The following is a 15,105-nucleotide window of genomic DNA, read 5'->3' as shown; positions in this document are numbered from 1 at the left end:
TTGTCTTCAGGCTCGATTTTGGGCCGTCGGGACGTCGATGAACAAGTGTATTTTGCAAGGAAAATGCCGGGAACCTTCGTAATATCCTTCGTCAAATTTTGCAGACCCCTTCGAACCAGCAGCTTGCTAGAATCAGCCAGGGCGAGATCGCAGATGAGTACAGACATCATCACCGGAGTGCGGCAGGCGGTACAGGATTTCGTAGCTCCTGAAATCCGTCAGCTGCGGGGAGATATTTCTGCACTCGACACTCGCATTTTCGCGTTCGAAAAGGTGATGGAAGCCCGCTTCAGCGAGATGAACGCCAAGTACGACGCGCGTTTCAGCGAACTCAACGGGCGTTTTGGCGAAGCCAATGCGCGCTTTAACGAAATGAATACAAGTTCAATGAAGCGAATACCAAGCTCGACGCCATCCTGAGTCTGCATAATTTCGAGATCCGACTGGCCAAGCTCGAGTCGCAACGAACTGCCTGATCGATTTGCCGATTCCCTTCCGCAACAGCTTCGAAGCTTGATCCCGCAAAATAGAGAGAGCGGAGTAACGGATGTGCCTGATTGCGCTTCCTAGTTAGGGAAGAACGCGGGCAACGGCCATTCATCAACGAATTCGCGGCGCCCATAATTCGGTGCGCAGAGGAGAGAGCAATGTCGACGACTACGGATGTAGCTGGACACAGAATTCCGCCAATCGAGAATGACCGGATGCGGCAGGCGGCGGAGGTTCTGCTTCGCGCGCGCCGGGAGAGGATGCCGATTGCCGAGCTGCCGGCGAATCTGCAGCCTCACAATCTGGATGAGGCTTATGCCCTGCAGGATGTGATGGCCGAGGCCTGCGGGCCGATCGGCGGATGGAAGGTCGGCGCTCCATCGCCAGACGCCACTCCGCTGTTTTCAGCCATGCCCTACTGGGGCGGCTACGGGCCCTCAGGAGTTCAGCTTGTCGACCACTTCCGCCGCCTGCGCGGCGTGGAGGCGGAGATCGCCTTCTGCCTTGGCCACGATCTGCCGCCGCGTGAGAAGCCCTACTCGCGCGAGGAAGTGGCAGACGCCATCGCCAGCGCCCATCCCGCAATTGAGTTGCTGGAATCTGCATTTCTCGATCCAGACAAGGCCGCTCGCCTGTCAGTCATCGGCGATCTACAGATGAACGGCGGATTCGTGCATGGGCCGGCTCTTCCCGATTGGCAGAACGTAAACCTGGCCGAGGAGTCAGTCACCGTGACCGTCGATGGAGCCGTACGCTTCAACGGCACGGCATCGAACTCCGCCGGCACGGACCTGCTGAGACTGGTGACCTACCTGGCGAATGAAGGCAGCTATCGCACCGCCGGGCTGCACGCTGGCGACTGGATCACCACCGGAAGCTGGTCGGGCAAAGCGCTGGCCTCATTGGGATCGACGGTCGAAGCTCGCTTTTCCACCTTCGGCGTGGTTACCCTGCGCTTCTAAGCCGTATGGAAGCGCAACACATCAGTGGCCAGATGCCTGGCTGACAGGAAAAAGCCCACGGCTCTGCCGTGGGCTTTTTCTTAGATCTAATTCGAGCTGGTTACGCCTTGACTACAGGCTCGCCAACCGCAGGCTGTGCTGCAGCCACTGCGGGCTGGGCAGCCGACTTTCCTGCAGGCTCGATGAAGCGCGACAGGCTCTTGTCGATGGTCTCTTTCGGCACGTAGCCGACGATCTGATCGGCAACCTTGCCGCCCTTGAAGAGCAGAAGCGCGGGGATGCCGCGAATGCCATAACGCATCGGAGTAGCCGAGTTGCGGTCGACGTCCATCTTCGCAACCTTCAGCTGCCCAGCGTACTGCGCAGCCACTTCCTCGACGATGGGTCCCAGGGCCTTACAAGGGCCACACCAGGCCGCCCAGAAATCGACCAGAACCGGCTGATCCGACTGCAGCACCTCCTGGTCAAAATTCGCATCGCTTACTTCGAAAGTCCCTTGTCCCGCCATGTTCCTCCTTTGAACTGCTAGCGAGCTGGGTTCGCGCCCGCTGCTATCAGTCTACCCAAGAATAGATGCTGAAACGCCAGAAAAGTCGCATTCCAGCACGCTCGAAACGGCTGCAACAAAGGTTGTAAAACAGGCGAATTTCCTCGCCGGACGGGCCTTCGGTTAAACCGAATGAAGCGAGCCGTTTACGCTCCCCATACCGCGGACTGGCTGCGGCGGTGCTCACCTGGCAGAAGGCCGGAACAGCCGGTCAAATGAGTTTCGGACCAGATAACGAACGGTCGGAGGAAAACTGCTGCGGGAAGGAAGAAACAGTGGAAGAAAGACGGCCGAATAAGACAATCCGGTAAAGGGGGGAGAAGCGGAAGTTACAGGGAAGTTATCGGCGCAAATTAAAAGCGCCCGGGTCCCGTTAGGAACCCAGACGCTAGAGCAGCCCTCCCCCAGAACTGCCCACGGTGTGAAAGTATTGGGTTTCTAGGCTTTAAGCAAGAAATCTTCGGTAATTCTTAAGTAATCGTAACTTTGGGTTACGAGAGTGGTATGTCCGAAACAGTCATTTCTGCGGCCCCAGAGGGGAGTTTGCAGCTCTCTATTTCGATATCTTCGAAGGCACTTGTCAGCTTACGCACCGTTACTTCGGTGGACGGGATAGCCTCTTCGGACTTGACCAGAATCAGCACTGCCGGTCCCGCTCCGCTGAGCGCCACGCCGAGCACTCCGTCTGATCCCGCGAGGGGCAAGAGGGGCGGCAACAGGGGACAGACCTGCGAGCGATAAGGCTGATGCAGCCGATCGCCCATGGCTTCGGCGATGAGATCGCCTCGTCCGGTGGCAAAAGCCGCGGTCAGCACTGCCACGCGCTGCAGGTTCGCCACCACATCGGCACGGGAGTATTCCTTGGGCAGCACCGCACGTGAAGCCACGGTGGCCAGAGGCTTGTTTGGCAGGACGATCAGGGCTCGCCATTGCTCCGGAGGAGTGAAAGACACGGCATGCAGCTTCGCGCCATCCCAACATCCGGCTACGAAGCCTCCCAGCCAGCAGGCGGCGGCGTTGTCCGGGTGACCTTCCAGGCGTGTAGCCTCGGCGAGAATCTGCTCGCGGCTCCAGCCCAGTTCGCCGAAGTGCGCGGCCAGCGCCACGCCGGCGAGGCGCACCGCAGCCGACGACCCGCAGCCCATCCCGAGAGGAATCTCATTGTGGACTTTAAGCGCCAACGGCTGCGCTTCGCGCTGATGCGCGGCAAGAGTCCTGCGATAGACATCGAGCAGCAGATTGCGTTCGAGCGCTCCGCAGATCTCAGGATTGCGTCCCTTGGCTTCGATCGAGAATGCCGGGCCGACGTTGGCTTCGATCGTCAGATAGCGATCGAGCGCGAGCGCCAGCGTATCGAAGCCCGGTCCGAGATTTGCCGAGGTCGCTGGAAGGCGCAGATGCAAGCCCGTCATTGCCGTCCGGCCTTTTCGAGAGCGCGCAATACCTGGTCAGGATCGGCATCGAGCTCGACCGTATTCCGGCGGGTGATCTCGATCTCAGGGCGCAGCGGAGCCAGCTCCTCTTCACGCAGCAGATCGCCTCGATGGTACTGGATCGTGTAGTCCGAATCCTTCAGCGTGTGGCCGGTCAGCAGCAGCACGACCGATTCCGAGGGATCGATGCGGCCCGCTGCCAGCAGCTTTTTCAATCCAACCAGGGTTACGGCAGAGGCCGGCTCGCAGCCGATGCCTTCGGCTCCGATCTCGGCCTTGGCCAGCGCAATCTCCGCCTCGGTCGCCTGCTCCACCCAGCCGCCGGTGGCTTCGACAACCTTGACTGCCTTGCGCCATGACGCCGGGTTGCCGATGCGGATGGCGCTGGCGCGCGTGTGCGCCTCGACTGCTGTAAGCTCGCGGCCGCCATTGGCCTGCATGCTGCGATACAGCGGGTTCGCGCCTTCGGCCTGAACAATCGACACGCGCGGCACACGGTCAGTGAGGCCGAGGTGCTTCATTTCGAGGAAGGCCTTGCCCAGCGCCGATGAGTTGGCGAGATTGCCGCCCGGCACGATGAGATGATCGGGAACCTGCCAGTCGAGCTGCTCGGCGATCTCGAGAGCGGGAGTCTTCTGGCCTTCGATGCGATAGGGATTTACGGAATTGAGCAGGTAGACGGGTGCTCGCCGCACCACTTCGCTCAACACGCGCACGCAGCCATCGAAATCGGTGCGCAGCTGGCAGGTGAGCGCGCCGTAGTCGAGCGCCTGCGAGAGCTTGCCCCAGGCGATCTTTCCTTCGGGAATGAGCACCAGGCTGCGCATGCCGGCACGCGCAGCGTAGGCGGCCATCGCCGCCGAGGTATTGCCCGTCGATGCGCAAGCCACCCATTCGAAGCCGCGCTCATGGGCGACGGAAAGAGCAGCCGTCATGCCGGCATCTTTGAACGAGCCGGTGGGATTCATCCCCTGGTGCTTGGCATAGAGCCGCTCGACGCCCGTCGCTTGCGCGCACCGGGGAAGCTCATAGAGCGGCGTATTGCCTTCGCGCAGCGAGATGATGTTGGACTCGTCAGCCAGGATGGGCAGCAGGTCACGGAAGCGCCAGACGCCGCTCTGGTCCTTGAGCTCGGTCGAGGTGCGGCGCTCCTTCCACAGCCAGCGCAGCGCGCTGGGATTGGGCAGGTTGCGCTTGACAGGCCGGGTAGCGGAGTCGGCCGCAGATTGCACGGACCACGCCGGATATTCGACCTCGTAGAGGTCTCCACACTCGGGACAGCGAAGGTTCTCTTTCAAGGCATCGAGCGCGATAACGCGAGCGCATCCGGTGCAGCGCAGTTGATGTACGTCTTGCATCATGATCGGTGCTTCTAGGGTATCAGCGACCGGCCGTCGGAGCACACGCGGACTGACCGTCCGGGCAACTGCGCCTTCGGCGCGAAAATCATGAATCAGGTGTCAAGCTTCAGTATCGGGTTAAAGCAATGGAGCGGTCACGCCATCGAGATATCGTATAAACTCCCATCGTGCCCGCTCTTCTCACACCGCGTGCGGCGGCTTTACGGTTAGGCATCGCCTATCCCACGATCAAGCAGTGGATCTATCACGGCAAGATTAAGACGGTGAAGACTCCCGGCGGCCACTACCGCATTCCCGAGGCGGAGCTGGACAGTTTTCTGCACAAGATCAAGAAGCCGGACACTCCGAAGCGGGAGATGCTGCGCACCATCAGCGGCCGCAATCAGCTGGTGGGCCGCATCGTCGAGCTCAAGTACGATGGACTTCTGGCGCAGGTGAAGCTCTCCATCGGAGGCCAGATCATTACCTCGATCATCACTGCGGAAGCAGCTCGCGAGATGCAGCTCGAGGTGGGCGAGACGGTAGCCGCGCTGATCAAATCCACGGAAGTGATGGTGCTGCGTGTCTGAGCTGAGAAAAATTCTTCTGATCTTTACAGTGATCTTCTTTGCCGGCTTCGCGCAGGCCCAGCAGACGCTGCGCATTGCCGCCGCTGCCGACCTGCAGCCGCTGCTGCCCGGCATCCTCACCGACTTCACCGCGCAGACCGGCATTCATGCCGAGGCCTCGTATCAGTCTTCGGCTACGCTTGCTACGCAGATCGTCAATGGCGCGCCGTTCGACGTCTTCATGGCCGCGGACCTGAGCTTTCCGCAGCGGGTGATCGCGGCGGGATTAGCCGAAGAGACGCAGCCGACCGTTTACGCGCAAGGGACGCTGGTGTTGTGGACGCGAAACGATTCCGGAATCAAGACACTCTCCATGGAGACGTTGCGCGACCCGGCGGTGAAGTCGATTGCGGTCGCAAATGCGGAACATGCTCCTTACGGACGCGCGGCCCAGGCGGCGCTTACGCATCTCGGCCTCTATGACGAGCTGAAGCCGAAGCTCGTGGTGGCAGAGAACATTGCGCAGACCGCACAATACGTGGACTCGGGCAATGCGCAGGCGGGTTTCCTTTCGCTGACGTCAGCGATGACTCCGCGGCTGAAAGCGAGCGGACATTTCATCCTGGTTCCGCGCGATGCGTATCCGCCGATTCTGCAGGGCGTCATCGTGATCAAGCGCGCTGGTGCGGACTCTGCCGATGCTCATCGCTTCCTCGATTTTCTTGCCTCGGCTCCGATCGTCCATCGCCTTGAGGCCGGCGGACTGGCTGCGCCCACGGGAGCGCAGGCCAAGTAAGTGGACTGGCAAGCTCTACTGCTGACGCTGCGGCTCGCGGCGATTACTACATCCCTGCTGCTGATTGCGGCCATTCCGCTGGCCTTCTGGATTGTCTTTACCCGCTCGCGGCTACGCGCTTTGGTCGAGGCCATCACCACCCTGCCGCTTCTGCTTCCTCCTACCGTGCTCGGCTTCTATCTGCTGGTGTTATTGGGTCCGCGCACGGCCCTGGGACGAGCCTGGATTCATCTCACCGGCCATCCACTCGCGTTCTCGTTCGTGGGATTGGTCGTGGGCTCGGCGATCTATAGCCTGCCCTTTGCGGTACAGCCTATCGCCGCCGGTTTCTCCGCCGTGGATACAGCATTAATCGAACAGGCCCGGTTACTGGGCGCCGGGCGATGGAGGATGCTCGGCGAGCTTCTGCTTCCTCTTTCTCTGCGTTCGGTGATTACCGCGGCGGTGCTGTGCTTTACCCACACTGTGGGTGAGTTCGGCGTGGTGCTGATGATCGGCGGCGATATTCCGGGATCGACGCGAACGCTTTCCATCTCCATCTTCGACCAGGTGCAGGACTTCAACTACGCAGCCGCGAACCGCACCGCTCTGGGACTTGTAGTGGTCTCTTTCACTGCGCTCGCCGCGCTGTATCTGCTGCGCGGAGAGCGCGCTATCTCTGTTTCAACGGGAGTTCACCGTGGCGAGTGATGCTGCCGCGGAACTTCTCGACGCTGACATTCTATTTCGGCGGGCGGGCTTTGAGCTGCGAGCGCGATTCATGCTGCGGGCGCCGTGGACCGTACTCTTCGGGCCCTCGGGAGCCGGCAAGACCACGCTGCTGCGCGTGATTGCCGGACTGGCGGCGGCGGAGCGCGGCCGGCTGACTCTCCACGGACGCGTGCTCACCGATACCGCAAAGGGAATTGCCGTGGCACCGGGCACCGGAGCCGCGCAGCGCAGGATCGGCTTTGTGACTCAGCAGGCTGCGCTCTTTCCCCATCTGACAGCGCGGGCCAATGTTGCGTTCGGACTGACTTCGCTCGCGCCATCGGCGCGCCAGGCGCGAGTTGCCGAGATGCTGCGTCTCTTTGGCGCCGAGGCGCTGGCTGAGCGCCGTCCGGCGGCACTCTCGGGAGGCGAACGGCAGAGGGTTGCGCTGGCGCGCGCCGTGGCTCCCGAGCCGGAACTCCTGTTGCTCGACGAGCCCTTCGCCGCACTCGACGTAACTGCGCGCGTAGCTATGATCGAAGCCCTTCGCACCAGTGGAGTGCAGGTGCTGTACGTCTCACACGATCTCGCCGACGCCTGGCAGACCAATGCCAACGCCATCGTGCTGGAATCCGGACAAGTGGTGGCGCAGGGCGAAGCGCGTGTGGTGCTGGCAGACTACCGGTCACAGCTGCTGGCACAGCTCGGCGCGTCGACTCCTTCAAGGTAAAGAGATCGTCTTAAGTGCGAAAGTAGTCTCAAAGTAGTCTTCAGAATTGCCTTTCGCTAGCTTCCTCACAGACTACTTCGGAAACTACTGGCAAATACCTTTCCAGCGGCATGGATAGTTACGGCACCATGAATGCTCTGACCCGAATACCTCATCTTTGCAGGTTTCTCGAATTACAACGCGGCTGTCATGCAACCGCAACAACCGATCGTTAGTTTTGCGGGCGAGCTTAGGCTGCACTAATTTTCCCTGTGAGGAGCCCCCATGAGTACAGATCGCCGTACATTCCTTCAACTTTTAGCTACTGGCGCAGCGAGCGCTGCCTTTCCCGCCAGCATCGCGAAAGCCCTTTCCATCCCCGCCAATCACCGCACCGGAACTATCGCCGACGTCGAACACATCGTGGTCATGATGCAGGAAAACCGATCGTTCGATCACTATTTTGGAACGCTGCGCGGCGTGCGCGGCTACGGCGATCCGCGGGCGGTGCTGCTGCCTTCCGGCAAGTCGATCTTCTATCAGCCAACTACTGCGGACGTGAATGGAGAGACGCTGCTGCCCTTCCATCCCGGCGCGCCGAACCTCGGCCTGCAGTTCATTCAGGATCTGCCGCACGACTGGACGACGACGCATGATGCCTGGAACCAGGGCAGCTGCGATCAGTGGGTTCCGAACAAGGGGACGACTTCGATGGCGCACCTGGTGCGCAGCGATATCCCCTTCCACTACGCGCTGGCCGATGCCTTCACTATCTGCGATGCTTACCACTGCTCGCTGCTTGGCCCGACCGATCCTAACCGCTATTACATGTGGACGGGCTGGGTGGGTAACGACGGCAGCGGCGGCGGTCCGGTTATCGACAACGCCGAAGCCGGCTATGGCTGGTCAACCTTCCCCGAAGTACTGCAGAGCGCAGGCGTGTCGTGGAAGATCTACCAGGACATCGGGCTTGGTCTCAATGCCAGCCAGTTCTGGGGCTGGACCGATGACGCCTACATCGGCAACTACGGCGACAACTCCCTGCTGTACTTCCACCAGTATCAGAACGCGCCTGCCGGCAGCCCGCTGGCCGACGGCGCCAAAGTCGGCACCGATATTTCTGCGAGCGGTACGCTCTTCGACCAGTTCCGCGCCGATGTGGCGGCGAACAAGCTTCCGCAGGTTTCATGGATCGTAGCTCCGGAAGCTTACACCGAACATCCCAACTGGCCGGCAAACTACGGCGCATGGTATGTCTCGCAGATTCTCGACGCACTGACCGCGAACCCCGAAGTATGGAGCAAGACCGCCTTCTTCCTCACCTACGACGAGAACGATGGCTTCTTCGATCACATGGTTCCGTTGACTCCTCCGCAGACACGGGCGCAGGGCATCTCCACGGTAGACACGACCAATGAGATCTTCCCCGGCAGTTCCGAGTACGCGGCCGGTCCTTACGGCATGGGAGTGCGGGTTCCGATGGTTGTGATCTCGCCGTGGAGCAAGGGCGGATGGGTGAATTCGGAGGTCTTCGACCACACCTCACTGATCCGCTTCATCCAGCAACGCTTCGGCGCGGAGTACGGCGGCTTGAAGGAACCGAACATCACGGCGTGGCGTCGCGCGGTCAGCGGAGACCTGACCTCGGCATTTAATTTCGCGAGTCCCAACGACGCAACTGTGCCCCTGCCCAGCACCACCTCCTACATTCCACCGGATAACCAGCGCCATGACGATTATGTTCCGGTTCCACCGGCCAATCAGGCGCTTCCAGTACAGGAGCCGGGCACGCGTCCTGCACGCGCGGTGCCGTATGAGCTTTATGTCGTCGGCGAGCCCAACTTCGCGAGCGGCAAGTTCGCGATCAACTTCGCGAATGCAGGCCGTTCGGCTGCAGTTCTGCAGGTACGAGCGGAAGAAGGCGCAACCGGACCGTGGATCTACACGGTAGGCGCCGGCGAGCAGGTCTCCGATAGTTTCGCCGGCACGAGCGGCAGCACTTACGACCTTTCGGTTTATGGACCGAATGGTTTCTTCCGCGCTTATAAGGGAAGCCTGGCTGGGGAGGGGAAAGCCAACCTCGTCACCGAGGTGAAATATGACACCCGGGGCGGCGGCATCACGCTCGAAGCCGTCAATGCCAGCACCAGCAGGACGACCATTACCGTCGCCGACGCGTACTACGGCGACAAGATCACCCGCACGCTTGCTCCCGGCCAGACATTCGTCGAAACATGGACGCTGACCGATAGCCACGGCTGGTACGACTTCACCATCACGGTGAGTTCCGACAGCAGCTTCTCGCAGCAGCTCGCAGGCCATGTCGAGACCGGCAAAGACAGCATCACCGATCCCGCGATCGCCACTGCGTAAGATCGATCGCCTTTCAAACCTTATTCCCGGCCCTTGCAGGAGGGCCGGGATTTTTTTCTTAACTGACGTAAACCGGCTCAGGCTCGAGCCGGATCTGAAACCTGTTCTGTACCTCGGCAATAATCCGATCGCGCAAAGCAAGGATGTCGTCGGCTTCGGCGTGGCCTCGGTTGATTAGAGCCAGCGTATGGCGGCTGGAGATGCCGGCCTCTCCCAGCGTGTAGCCTTTGTGAAATCCTGCCTGCTCAAGCAACCATGCAGCGGGAAGCTTGACCTGTCCACTGGGAGCGGGATAGCGCGGGATTTCCTTTTCATATCGCCCAGCGATGCGGGCGTAGTGCTCCGCGGAGATGATGGGATTTTTGAAGAAGCTTCCCGCGCTGCGGCAGTCCGGATCGTCAGGCATAATCAGCATGCCCTTTTGGTGGCGGATCGATCGTACCGCTGTACTGACCTCGGCGAGCGTGGGAGCTGCATTCTCGCCGAAGTGCTTTTTCAAATCCGCATAGGCAATGCGGGGCTCGCCATTCCTCGCTATCTTGTAATCGACACGCGTTACAAGATAGCGGCCACGCTCGGTCGTGTTGAAGATGCTCTGGCGATAGGCGAAGCCGCAGGCCGCGGATTGCAGATCTTCGAAACCAAGCGTGTTCAGATTGAGAACGCGCACGTTGAAGATGGTCTCGGAGACCTCCTGCCCATAGGCGCCTACATTCTGAACGGGCGTTCCACCTACGGTGCCGGGAATGCCGGCCAGGCATTCGATGCCGGAGTAGTTCCGCTCGACCGCGTAGGAGACAAAATGGTCCCAGTCTTCCCCGGCAGCCACGCGGAAGGTATCTTCCTGCTGCTCGATTCCCCGATTCGCGACGTGGAGAACGAGACCGGGGAAGCCTTCGCCGGAGACGAGTAGATTGCTGCCTCCTCCGAGGATGAAGAGCGGCAGATGGCGCGAGCGGGCGAAGTGGACGCCTTCGAGCATCTCTTCTTCGCTGGCGGCTTCGGCAAACCACCGCGCCGGGCCGCCGATCTTGAAGGTGGTGTGCGGAGCTAGCGGAACGTGTTCGAGAAAATGCATCTCGAATGAGGATACTAGGCGAACGCCTCGTCGATTAGCCGCTTGGCGAAGTCCAACTCTTCGGGCGTGATGGTGTGCGGGCGGCCTTCGTAGCGCCGTGCCGTCGCCTTCGCGCCCATTCCGCGCAAGACCGATGCCGACTGCTCCACGCGCTGCCAGGGAACGTGCGGGTCGGGATCGCCAGAGCCGAAGAAGGCCGGCATGCCAGCCAGATCGCCGGTGTGGGTTAAATCGCTGCCCGGGGGACCGATGAGCCCGCCGGTAAAGGCAAGCAGACCGGCATAGCGCCGCGGATGACGGGCCACAAACTCCGTAGACAGGCATGCGCCCTGCGAGAAGCCGCCGATGGCGATGCGTTCTGCGGGAATACCGGCATCGAGCGCCGACTGCACCGTGGTCGCCACCCGCCGCAAGGCTGATGAAAGCCAGGGCTCATTCTGCTCGATGGGCGCGAGAAACGAGTACGGATACCAGGTATTACCGGCAGCTTCCGGTGCGAGATAGGCCAGCTTCGGCAGATAGAACGCCTGGGCCAGCGACAGAATATCGCCGGCCGACCCGCCGCGCCCATGCAACAGAATCACCGCTCCCGCAGCTTCTTCGAGGGGCGCTCCAAAGTGCTGAAGCGGCCCATCCCGATGAGGATCGCTGGTCATACCGCTGTTCCCTGCTCGGTTTTGGCCTCGAACGGCGGCAGATCCTTGTGCAGCGTAAGCGGAGTGAGACGCTTCTCGATCAGCGCACGCCTGGGCTCCAGCCACTCTGGAATCCGCAGCTCCTCGCCCAGAGATTCAATCGGCTCGTCCAAGGCGAATCCGGGCGGATCGGTTGCCAACTCGAACAGCACGCCTCCCGGTTCGCGGAAATAGATGGAGTGGAAATAGGTGCGGTCGAGCACCGGCGTGACATCGAGATGCTTCGCGATCTCCTCCCGCCATTCCTGCTGCGCGGTATCGTCCTTGGCGCGAAACGCGATGTGATGCACGGACCCGGCGCCTACACGGCCGTAGGCTGCGCTTGGATCGATGTACAGGTCGATGTGGTTTCCGAGTGCATTTCCCTCCGCGGCAAAGCGCAGGCGGTTGCCCTGTTCGTCGACCTTATGAAATCCCATCACGTTCAGAATTGCCGTGGTTGCTGTCGCGTCGCGCTCATAGAGCGTGACACCGAAGAAGCCGCGAATCGCATGCTCCGGCGGAACCGAGGCGAAGCGCGGAGCTTTCACCGGACCCGCGTCGGCATGAGCCACGATCTCAAGCTTCATACCGTCGGGGTCGGGGAAGGTCAGCACCTGCTCTTCGAAGCGCTGGCCGCTTCGCTCCACCAGGATCTTCTGATCGCTGAGCCGCTGGATCCAGTAGTCAAGCGAAGAAGAGGGCACACTGAAGGCGGTTCTGGTTACCTCGCCCACGCCGGCCAGACCACGCGATGCGTGCGGCCAGGGAAAGAAGGTGAGGATGGTTCCCGGAGAACCCGCGTCGTCTCCAAAGTAAAAGTGGTAAGTACCGGGGTCGTCGAAGTTGACGGTGCGCTTGACGAAGCGAAGACCCAGCACCTCGGTATAGAAATCCAGATTTTGTTGAGGGTCAGAGGCGATGGCAGTTACGTGATGAAGTCCCACAATAGGGCTTGGCATATTCGGTCCTTTGACGACTAAGATTCTTTTTTTGAAGAAACGATTCACCTGCAGGCGGACCTGCCGTTTTCTGCATTTGCTCCCTATGGGTGAGCAATACCTGCCCACAGTATCTCGAATCCCGAGGAGCGATACTGCTCCGCCTTCGCGGGATCGTTGCGCGCGAAATCAATTGCCGTCTCCGCCAACGCGCTTATCGTCGCGGCGATAAAGCTCTGGGGCAGATCCTTGATGACGCGCTGCGCGACGGCATCTTCTGCCATCGTCTGGATTTCCTCGAAGGGCGCCAAACCGGCTCTCTTTGATTCCTCGGCCAGGCCGCCCCAGACTTCAATCTGCTTCAGAGCCCTCTGCTCCGCCGGGTTGGCGATTCCCCATTCAATGTACTGGTCCCACACATGCTGCAGGCGATGACGCACGCTCGAACGGCGCGGAAAGCCGGACATCAGGGCCTGAGCGAGGCTGGTCTTGAGTTCGCAATACAGCGCGTTCAGGAGATCATCTTTGGTCTTGAAGTAGGTGAAGAGCGTTCCCTCCGCTACCCCCGCCACGTTGCTGATGGCCGCAGTTGGCGCGCTCAATCCGCGCTCGGCAAATATCTGCGTTGCCGCCAGCAGAATCGCATTGCGCTTGTCTTCGCTCCTGAGCCTGGCCAAGCAATCTCCTATTTTTGAGTATAGGCTCAACGATTCTGCGTCGAGCTGGTGCGAGAAACGGCGCTTCGATCCAGCCATGCGCGACCCATCCCTCAACTACCGGGAACTAGCCCACGATACGATATCCGGAGGAGAACGAAGCATGGATGTTCGTCAGCGGCTCATCGAGGGAATTCGGCGCTTCCGCACCGAGGTCTATCCGGAACGCAGGGATGCGTATATCAAGGCCGAGTCCGAGCCGCAGAGGCCGCACACCCTGATCGTGGCCTGCGCCGATTCGCGCATCGATCCCGGCATGATCACACAGTCCGATCCGGGGGAGATCTTCGTCACCCGCAACATCGGCAACATGGTGCCCACCTACGGCGAAATGTTAGGCGGCGTCTCGGCTGTTCTCGAATACGCGGTTGCCGCCCTGAAGGTGCAGCACCTGGTGATCTGCGGCCACACCGATTGCGGAGCCATGAAGGCTCTCGTCAATCCCGAGCAGTTGGAGCGGATGCCCACCGTGCGTCGCTGGCTGCGCAACGCCGAGGCCGCTATGAGCGTCGCCCGCGAAGTCGACACTCACGACGACTTCCTCACGAACCTGACCAGGCAGAATGTACTCATGCAGATGACTCATGCCAAGACGCACCCGTCCGTGGCGGGGGCCATCGCGCGCGGGGAGCTGATCATCTCCGGATGGGTCTACGAAATAGGCTCCGGCAACGTTCTTGTGTACGACGAAGCCATACACGCCTTCAAACCTGTCGTCATCGACGGAGAGTGACGCCTATGTGAGTGATCGGAAGACTAGCTCCTGTGGGTGGGTCTTCACACTGAGGCTCACCGCCGCTTGAGGGCTTCCAGTTCGTCCAGCGTGCGCGGCCAATCGGCGCCCAGCAGCCGGGACAGGCTGCGGTCGGCGAGCACCTTGCCTCCGGTCTGACAGCGGGCGCAATAGTTGGTTTCATTATCCGCGTAGCGAATCCTCTGGATCTTCTCTCCGCATCGTGGACAGGGCTCGGCGTACCGCCCATGCACTGCCATATCCTTGCGAAAGGCCGTTACTTTTTCTGGAAAGCCGGCCTTCGCCTCAGCTTCCAATCGCTCGATCCATAGCGTGAGCGTCTGCCGCGTTGCATCGTAGAGCCGCCGCCATTCTTCGGGTTTCAGCTTGTGCGTCTGCGTGATCGGCGAAAGCTGCGCGGCATGCAGAATCTCGTCCGAGTACGCGTTGCCGATCCCGCTCAGCACGCGAGGATCGGTCAATGCCCGCTTGAGCGTTCGATTTTCAGCGGTCAGAGCAGCGCGAAACGCGTCGAGATCAGCGGCAAAGACGTCGATCCCTCCGGGATCGATCGAATGCAGGCCGTCCTCGCCGCTGAGGATGTGCAGCGAGGCGCGACGCTTGCTCCCTGCTTCGGTAAGCACCAGCGACCCGTTGGGGAAATCGAAGGCAGCCAGGCTCTGTCGGCCGGCCAGCTTTGCCTCCGGTGCACGCCAGTGCAAACGGCCGGCGATCATGAGGTGCAGGACCAGCCACAGATCGCCATCGAGGCCGATGGCGATGCGCTTGCCGATGCGGCGCAGCTCGCGCACCACGCGACCTTCGACACTTTCTACCGGAGGCTGCGCGGTGCGGAGCAGAAAGGCACTGGCAATCCGAATACGGATCAGAGGCTGCCCGACGATGCGGGCTTCGAGAGCGCTGAGATAAGCGGCGATGTCCGGCAGCTCCGGCATGCCTGCAAGCTTAAAGGAGAGCGGCCTGTTCTCGCGATGCAAGAATGCGCCAGCAATAGCTGAGTCAGACCCTATGCGCCCGATACCTAATTGGACTCG

General features: G+C 60.9%; 16 protein-coding genes. 8 read left to right on the top strand and 8 right to left on the bottom strand.

The features are described from left to right. Both XX99_RS27805 and XX99_RS19710 read left to right on the top strand, forming a co-directional pair. A complete protein-coding gene (locus tag XX99_RS27805; RefSeq protein WP_197081908.1) occupies nucleotides 1–420 on the top strand; it encodes a hypothetical protein in 420 nt (139 codons plus the stop codon). Nucleotides 421–647: 227 nt separating this feature from the next. Next, nucleotides 648–1,451 carry a 2-keto-4-pentenoate hydratase gene (locus tag XX99_RS19710; protein ID WP_082125733.1) on the top strand — a complete coding sequence of 268 codons (804 nt, stop codon included), beginning with the start codon at nucleotides 648–650 and terminating at the stop codon, nucleotides 1,449–1,451. Nucleotides 1,452–1,551: 100 nt separating this feature from the next. On the opposite strand, the gene trxA is transcribed toward XX99_RS19710, so the two are convergent. The 3 genes from trxA to thrC all read right to left on the bottom strand — a co-directional run bounded on the left by trxA (nucleotide 1,552) and on the right by thrC (nucleotide 4,789). Next, nucleotides 1,552–1,959, bottom strand: a complete 408-nt coding sequence (gene trxA / locus XX99_RS19705; RefSeq protein ID WP_082125732.1) for a thioredoxin — start codon at nucleotides 1,957–1,959, stop codon at nucleotides 1,552–1,554. Between the two features lie 530 nt (nucleotides 1,960–2,489). Continuing rightward, complete coding sequence (gene thrB / locus XX99_RS19700) at nucleotides 2,490–3,410, bottom strand: homoserine kinase (RefSeq protein ID WP_082125731.1); 921 nt, start codon at nucleotides 3,408–3,410, stop codon at nucleotides 2,490–2,492. Further along, on the bottom strand, nucleotides 3,407–4,789 hold the full coding sequence (thrC, locus tag XX99_RS19695; RefSeq protein WP_156186100.1) for a threonine synthase: 1,383 nt from the start codon (nucleotides 4,787–4,789) through the stop codon (nucleotides 3,407–3,409). Before thrC ends, thrB begins: the two co-directional genes overlap by 4 nt. Before the next feature lie 170 nt (nucleotides 4,790–4,959). Between thrC and XX99_RS19690 the strand changes: the two genes are divergently transcribed. The 5 genes from XX99_RS19690 to XX99_RS19670 all read left to right on the top strand — a co-directional run bounded on the left by XX99_RS19690 (nucleotide 4,960) and on the right by XX99_RS19670 (nucleotide 9,908). Beyond that, nucleotides 4,960–5,361 carry a helix-turn-helix transcriptional regulator gene (locus XX99_RS19690; RefSeq protein ID WP_050061054.1) on the top strand — a complete coding sequence of 134 codons (402 nt, stop codon included), beginning with the start codon at nucleotides 4,960–4,962 and terminating at the stop codon, nucleotides 5,359–5,361. Beyond that, nucleotides 5,354–6,136: a molybdate ABC transporter substrate-binding protein gene (gene modA, locus XX99_RS19685; protein WP_231581509.1), complete on the top strand. Its 783-nt coding sequence runs from the start codon at nucleotides 5,354–5,356 to the stop codon at nucleotides 6,134–6,136. The genes XX99_RS19690 and modA overlap by 8 nt, the downstream gene beginning before the upstream one ends. Then, nucleotides 6,137–6,826 (top strand): molybdate ABC transporter permease subunit, encoded by a 690-nt coding sequence (gene modB, locus XX99_RS19680; RefSeq protein WP_050061053.1) that lies wholly within the window; start codon nucleotides 6,137–6,139, stop codon nucleotides 6,824–6,826. Continuing rightward, nucleotides 6,816–7,556 carry an ATP-binding cassette domain-containing protein gene (locus XX99_RS19675; RefSeq protein ID WP_050061052.1) on the top strand — a complete coding sequence of 247 codons (741 nt, stop codon included), beginning with the start codon at nucleotides 6,816–6,818 and terminating at the stop codon, nucleotides 7,554–7,556. Before modB ends, XX99_RS19675 begins: the two co-directional genes overlap by 11 nt. Nucleotides 7,557–7,820: 264 nt before the next feature. Then, nucleotides 7,821–9,908: a phosphocholine-specific phospholipase C gene (locus XX99_RS19670; protein ID WP_050061051.1), complete on the top strand. Its 2,088-nt coding sequence runs from the start codon at nucleotides 7,821–7,823 to the stop codon at nucleotides 9,906–9,908. 58 nt (nucleotides 9,909–9,966) lie between these two features. On the opposite strand, the gene XX99_RS19665 is transcribed toward XX99_RS19670, so the two are convergent. The 4 genes from XX99_RS19665 to XX99_RS19650 all read right to left on the bottom strand — a co-directional run bounded on the left by XX99_RS19665 (nucleotide 9,967) and on the right by XX99_RS19650 (nucleotide 13,278). Continuing rightward, a complete protein-coding gene (locus XX99_RS19665) occupies nucleotides 9,967–10,986 on the bottom strand; it encodes a UDP-N-acetylmuramate dehydrogenase (protein ID WP_050061050.1) in 1,020 nt (339 codons plus the stop codon). A 14-nt stretch (nucleotides 10,987–11,000) separates the two neighbouring features. Then, the gene (locus tag XX99_RS19660; RefSeq protein WP_050061049.1) at nucleotides 11,001–11,642 is read right to left on the bottom strand and encodes an alpha/beta hydrolase; all 642 of its coding nucleotides are present in this window, start codon (nucleotides 11,640–11,642) and stop codon (nucleotides 11,001–11,003) included. Continuing rightward, entirely contained in the window at nucleotides 11,639–12,622 is a 984-nt protein-coding gene (locus tag XX99_RS19655; protein WP_050061184.1) for a ring-cleaving dioxygenase, read from the bottom strand. The genes XX99_RS19660 and XX99_RS19655 overlap by 4 nt, the downstream gene beginning before the upstream one ends. 83 nt (nucleotides 12,623–12,705) lie before the next feature. After that, nucleotides 12,706–13,278, bottom strand: a complete 573-nt coding sequence (locus XX99_RS19650; protein WP_050061048.1) for a TetR/AcrR family transcriptional regulator — start codon at nucleotides 13,276–13,278, stop codon at nucleotides 12,706–12,708. Between the two features lie 142 nt (nucleotides 13,279–13,420). Here XX99_RS19650 and XX99_RS19645 point away from each other — a divergent pair, with 142 nt between their 5' ends. Beyond that, nucleotides 13,421–14,050, top strand: a complete 630-nt coding sequence (locus tag XX99_RS19645; protein ID WP_050061047.1) for a carbonic anhydrase — start codon at nucleotides 13,421–13,423, stop codon at nucleotides 14,048–14,050. A 56-nt stretch (nucleotides 14,051–14,106) separates the two neighbouring features. On the opposite strand, the gene XX99_RS19640 is transcribed toward XX99_RS19645, so the two are convergent. Continuing rightward, nucleotides 14,107–15,006 (bottom strand): Fpg/Nei family DNA glycosylase, encoded by a 900-nt coding sequence (locus XX99_RS19640; RefSeq protein ID WP_050061046.1) that lies wholly within the window; start codon nucleotides 15,004–15,006, stop codon nucleotides 14,107–14,109. Nucleotides 15,007–15,105 lie beyond the last annotated feature (99 nt).

This window comes from Silvibacterium bohemicum (assembly GCF_001006305.1).
In the GTDB taxonomy this organism is placed as follows: domain Bacteria; phylum Acidobacteriota; class Terriglobia; order Terriglobales; family Acidobacteriaceae; genus Silvibacterium; species Silvibacterium bohemicum.
The sequence above is the reverse complement of the archived record's forward strand: the minus strand, read 5'-3'. Positions and strand labels throughout refer to the sequence as shown.

Bases quoted from the DNA above. Each gene is read 5' to 3' on its own strand.
- XX99_RS19710 (WP_082125733.1), top strand. From the start codon at position 648: ATGTCGACGACTACGGATGTAGCTGGACACAGAATTCCGCCAATCGAG.
- trxA (WP_082125732.1), bottom strand. From the start codon at position 1,959: ATGGCGGGACAAGGGACTTTCGAAGTAAGCGATGCGAATTTTGACCAG.
- thrB (WP_082125731.1), bottom strand. From the start codon at position 3,410: ATGACGGGCTTGCATCTGCGCCTTCCAGCGACCTCGGCAAATCTCGGA.
- thrC (WP_156186100.1), bottom strand. From the start codon at position 4,789: ATGCAAGACGTACATCAACTGCGCTGCACCGGATGCGCTCGCGTTATC.
- XX99_RS19670 (WP_050061051.1), top strand. From the start codon at position 7,821: ATGAGTACAGATCGCCGTACATTCCTTCAACTTTTAGCTACTGGCGCA.
- XX99_RS19665 (WP_050061050.1), bottom strand. From the start codon at position 10,986: ATGCATTTTCTCGAACACGTTCCGCTAGCTCCGCACACCACCTTCAAG.
- XX99_RS19660 (WP_050061049.1), bottom strand. From the start codon at position 11,642: ATGACCAGCGATCCTCATCGGGATGGGCCGCTTCAGCACTTTGGAGCG.
- XX99_RS19655 (WP_050061184.1), bottom strand. From the start codon at position 12,622: ATGCCAAGCCCTATTGTGGGACTTCATCACGTAACTGCCATCGCCTCT.
- XX99_RS19645 (WP_050061047.1), top strand. From the start codon at position 13,421: ATGGATGTTCGTCAGCGGCTCATCGAGGGAATTCGGCGCTTCCGCACC.
- XX99_RS19640 (WP_050061046.1), bottom strand. From the start codon at position 15,006: ATGCCGGAGCTGCCGGACATCGCCGCTTATCTCAGCGCTCTCGAAGCC.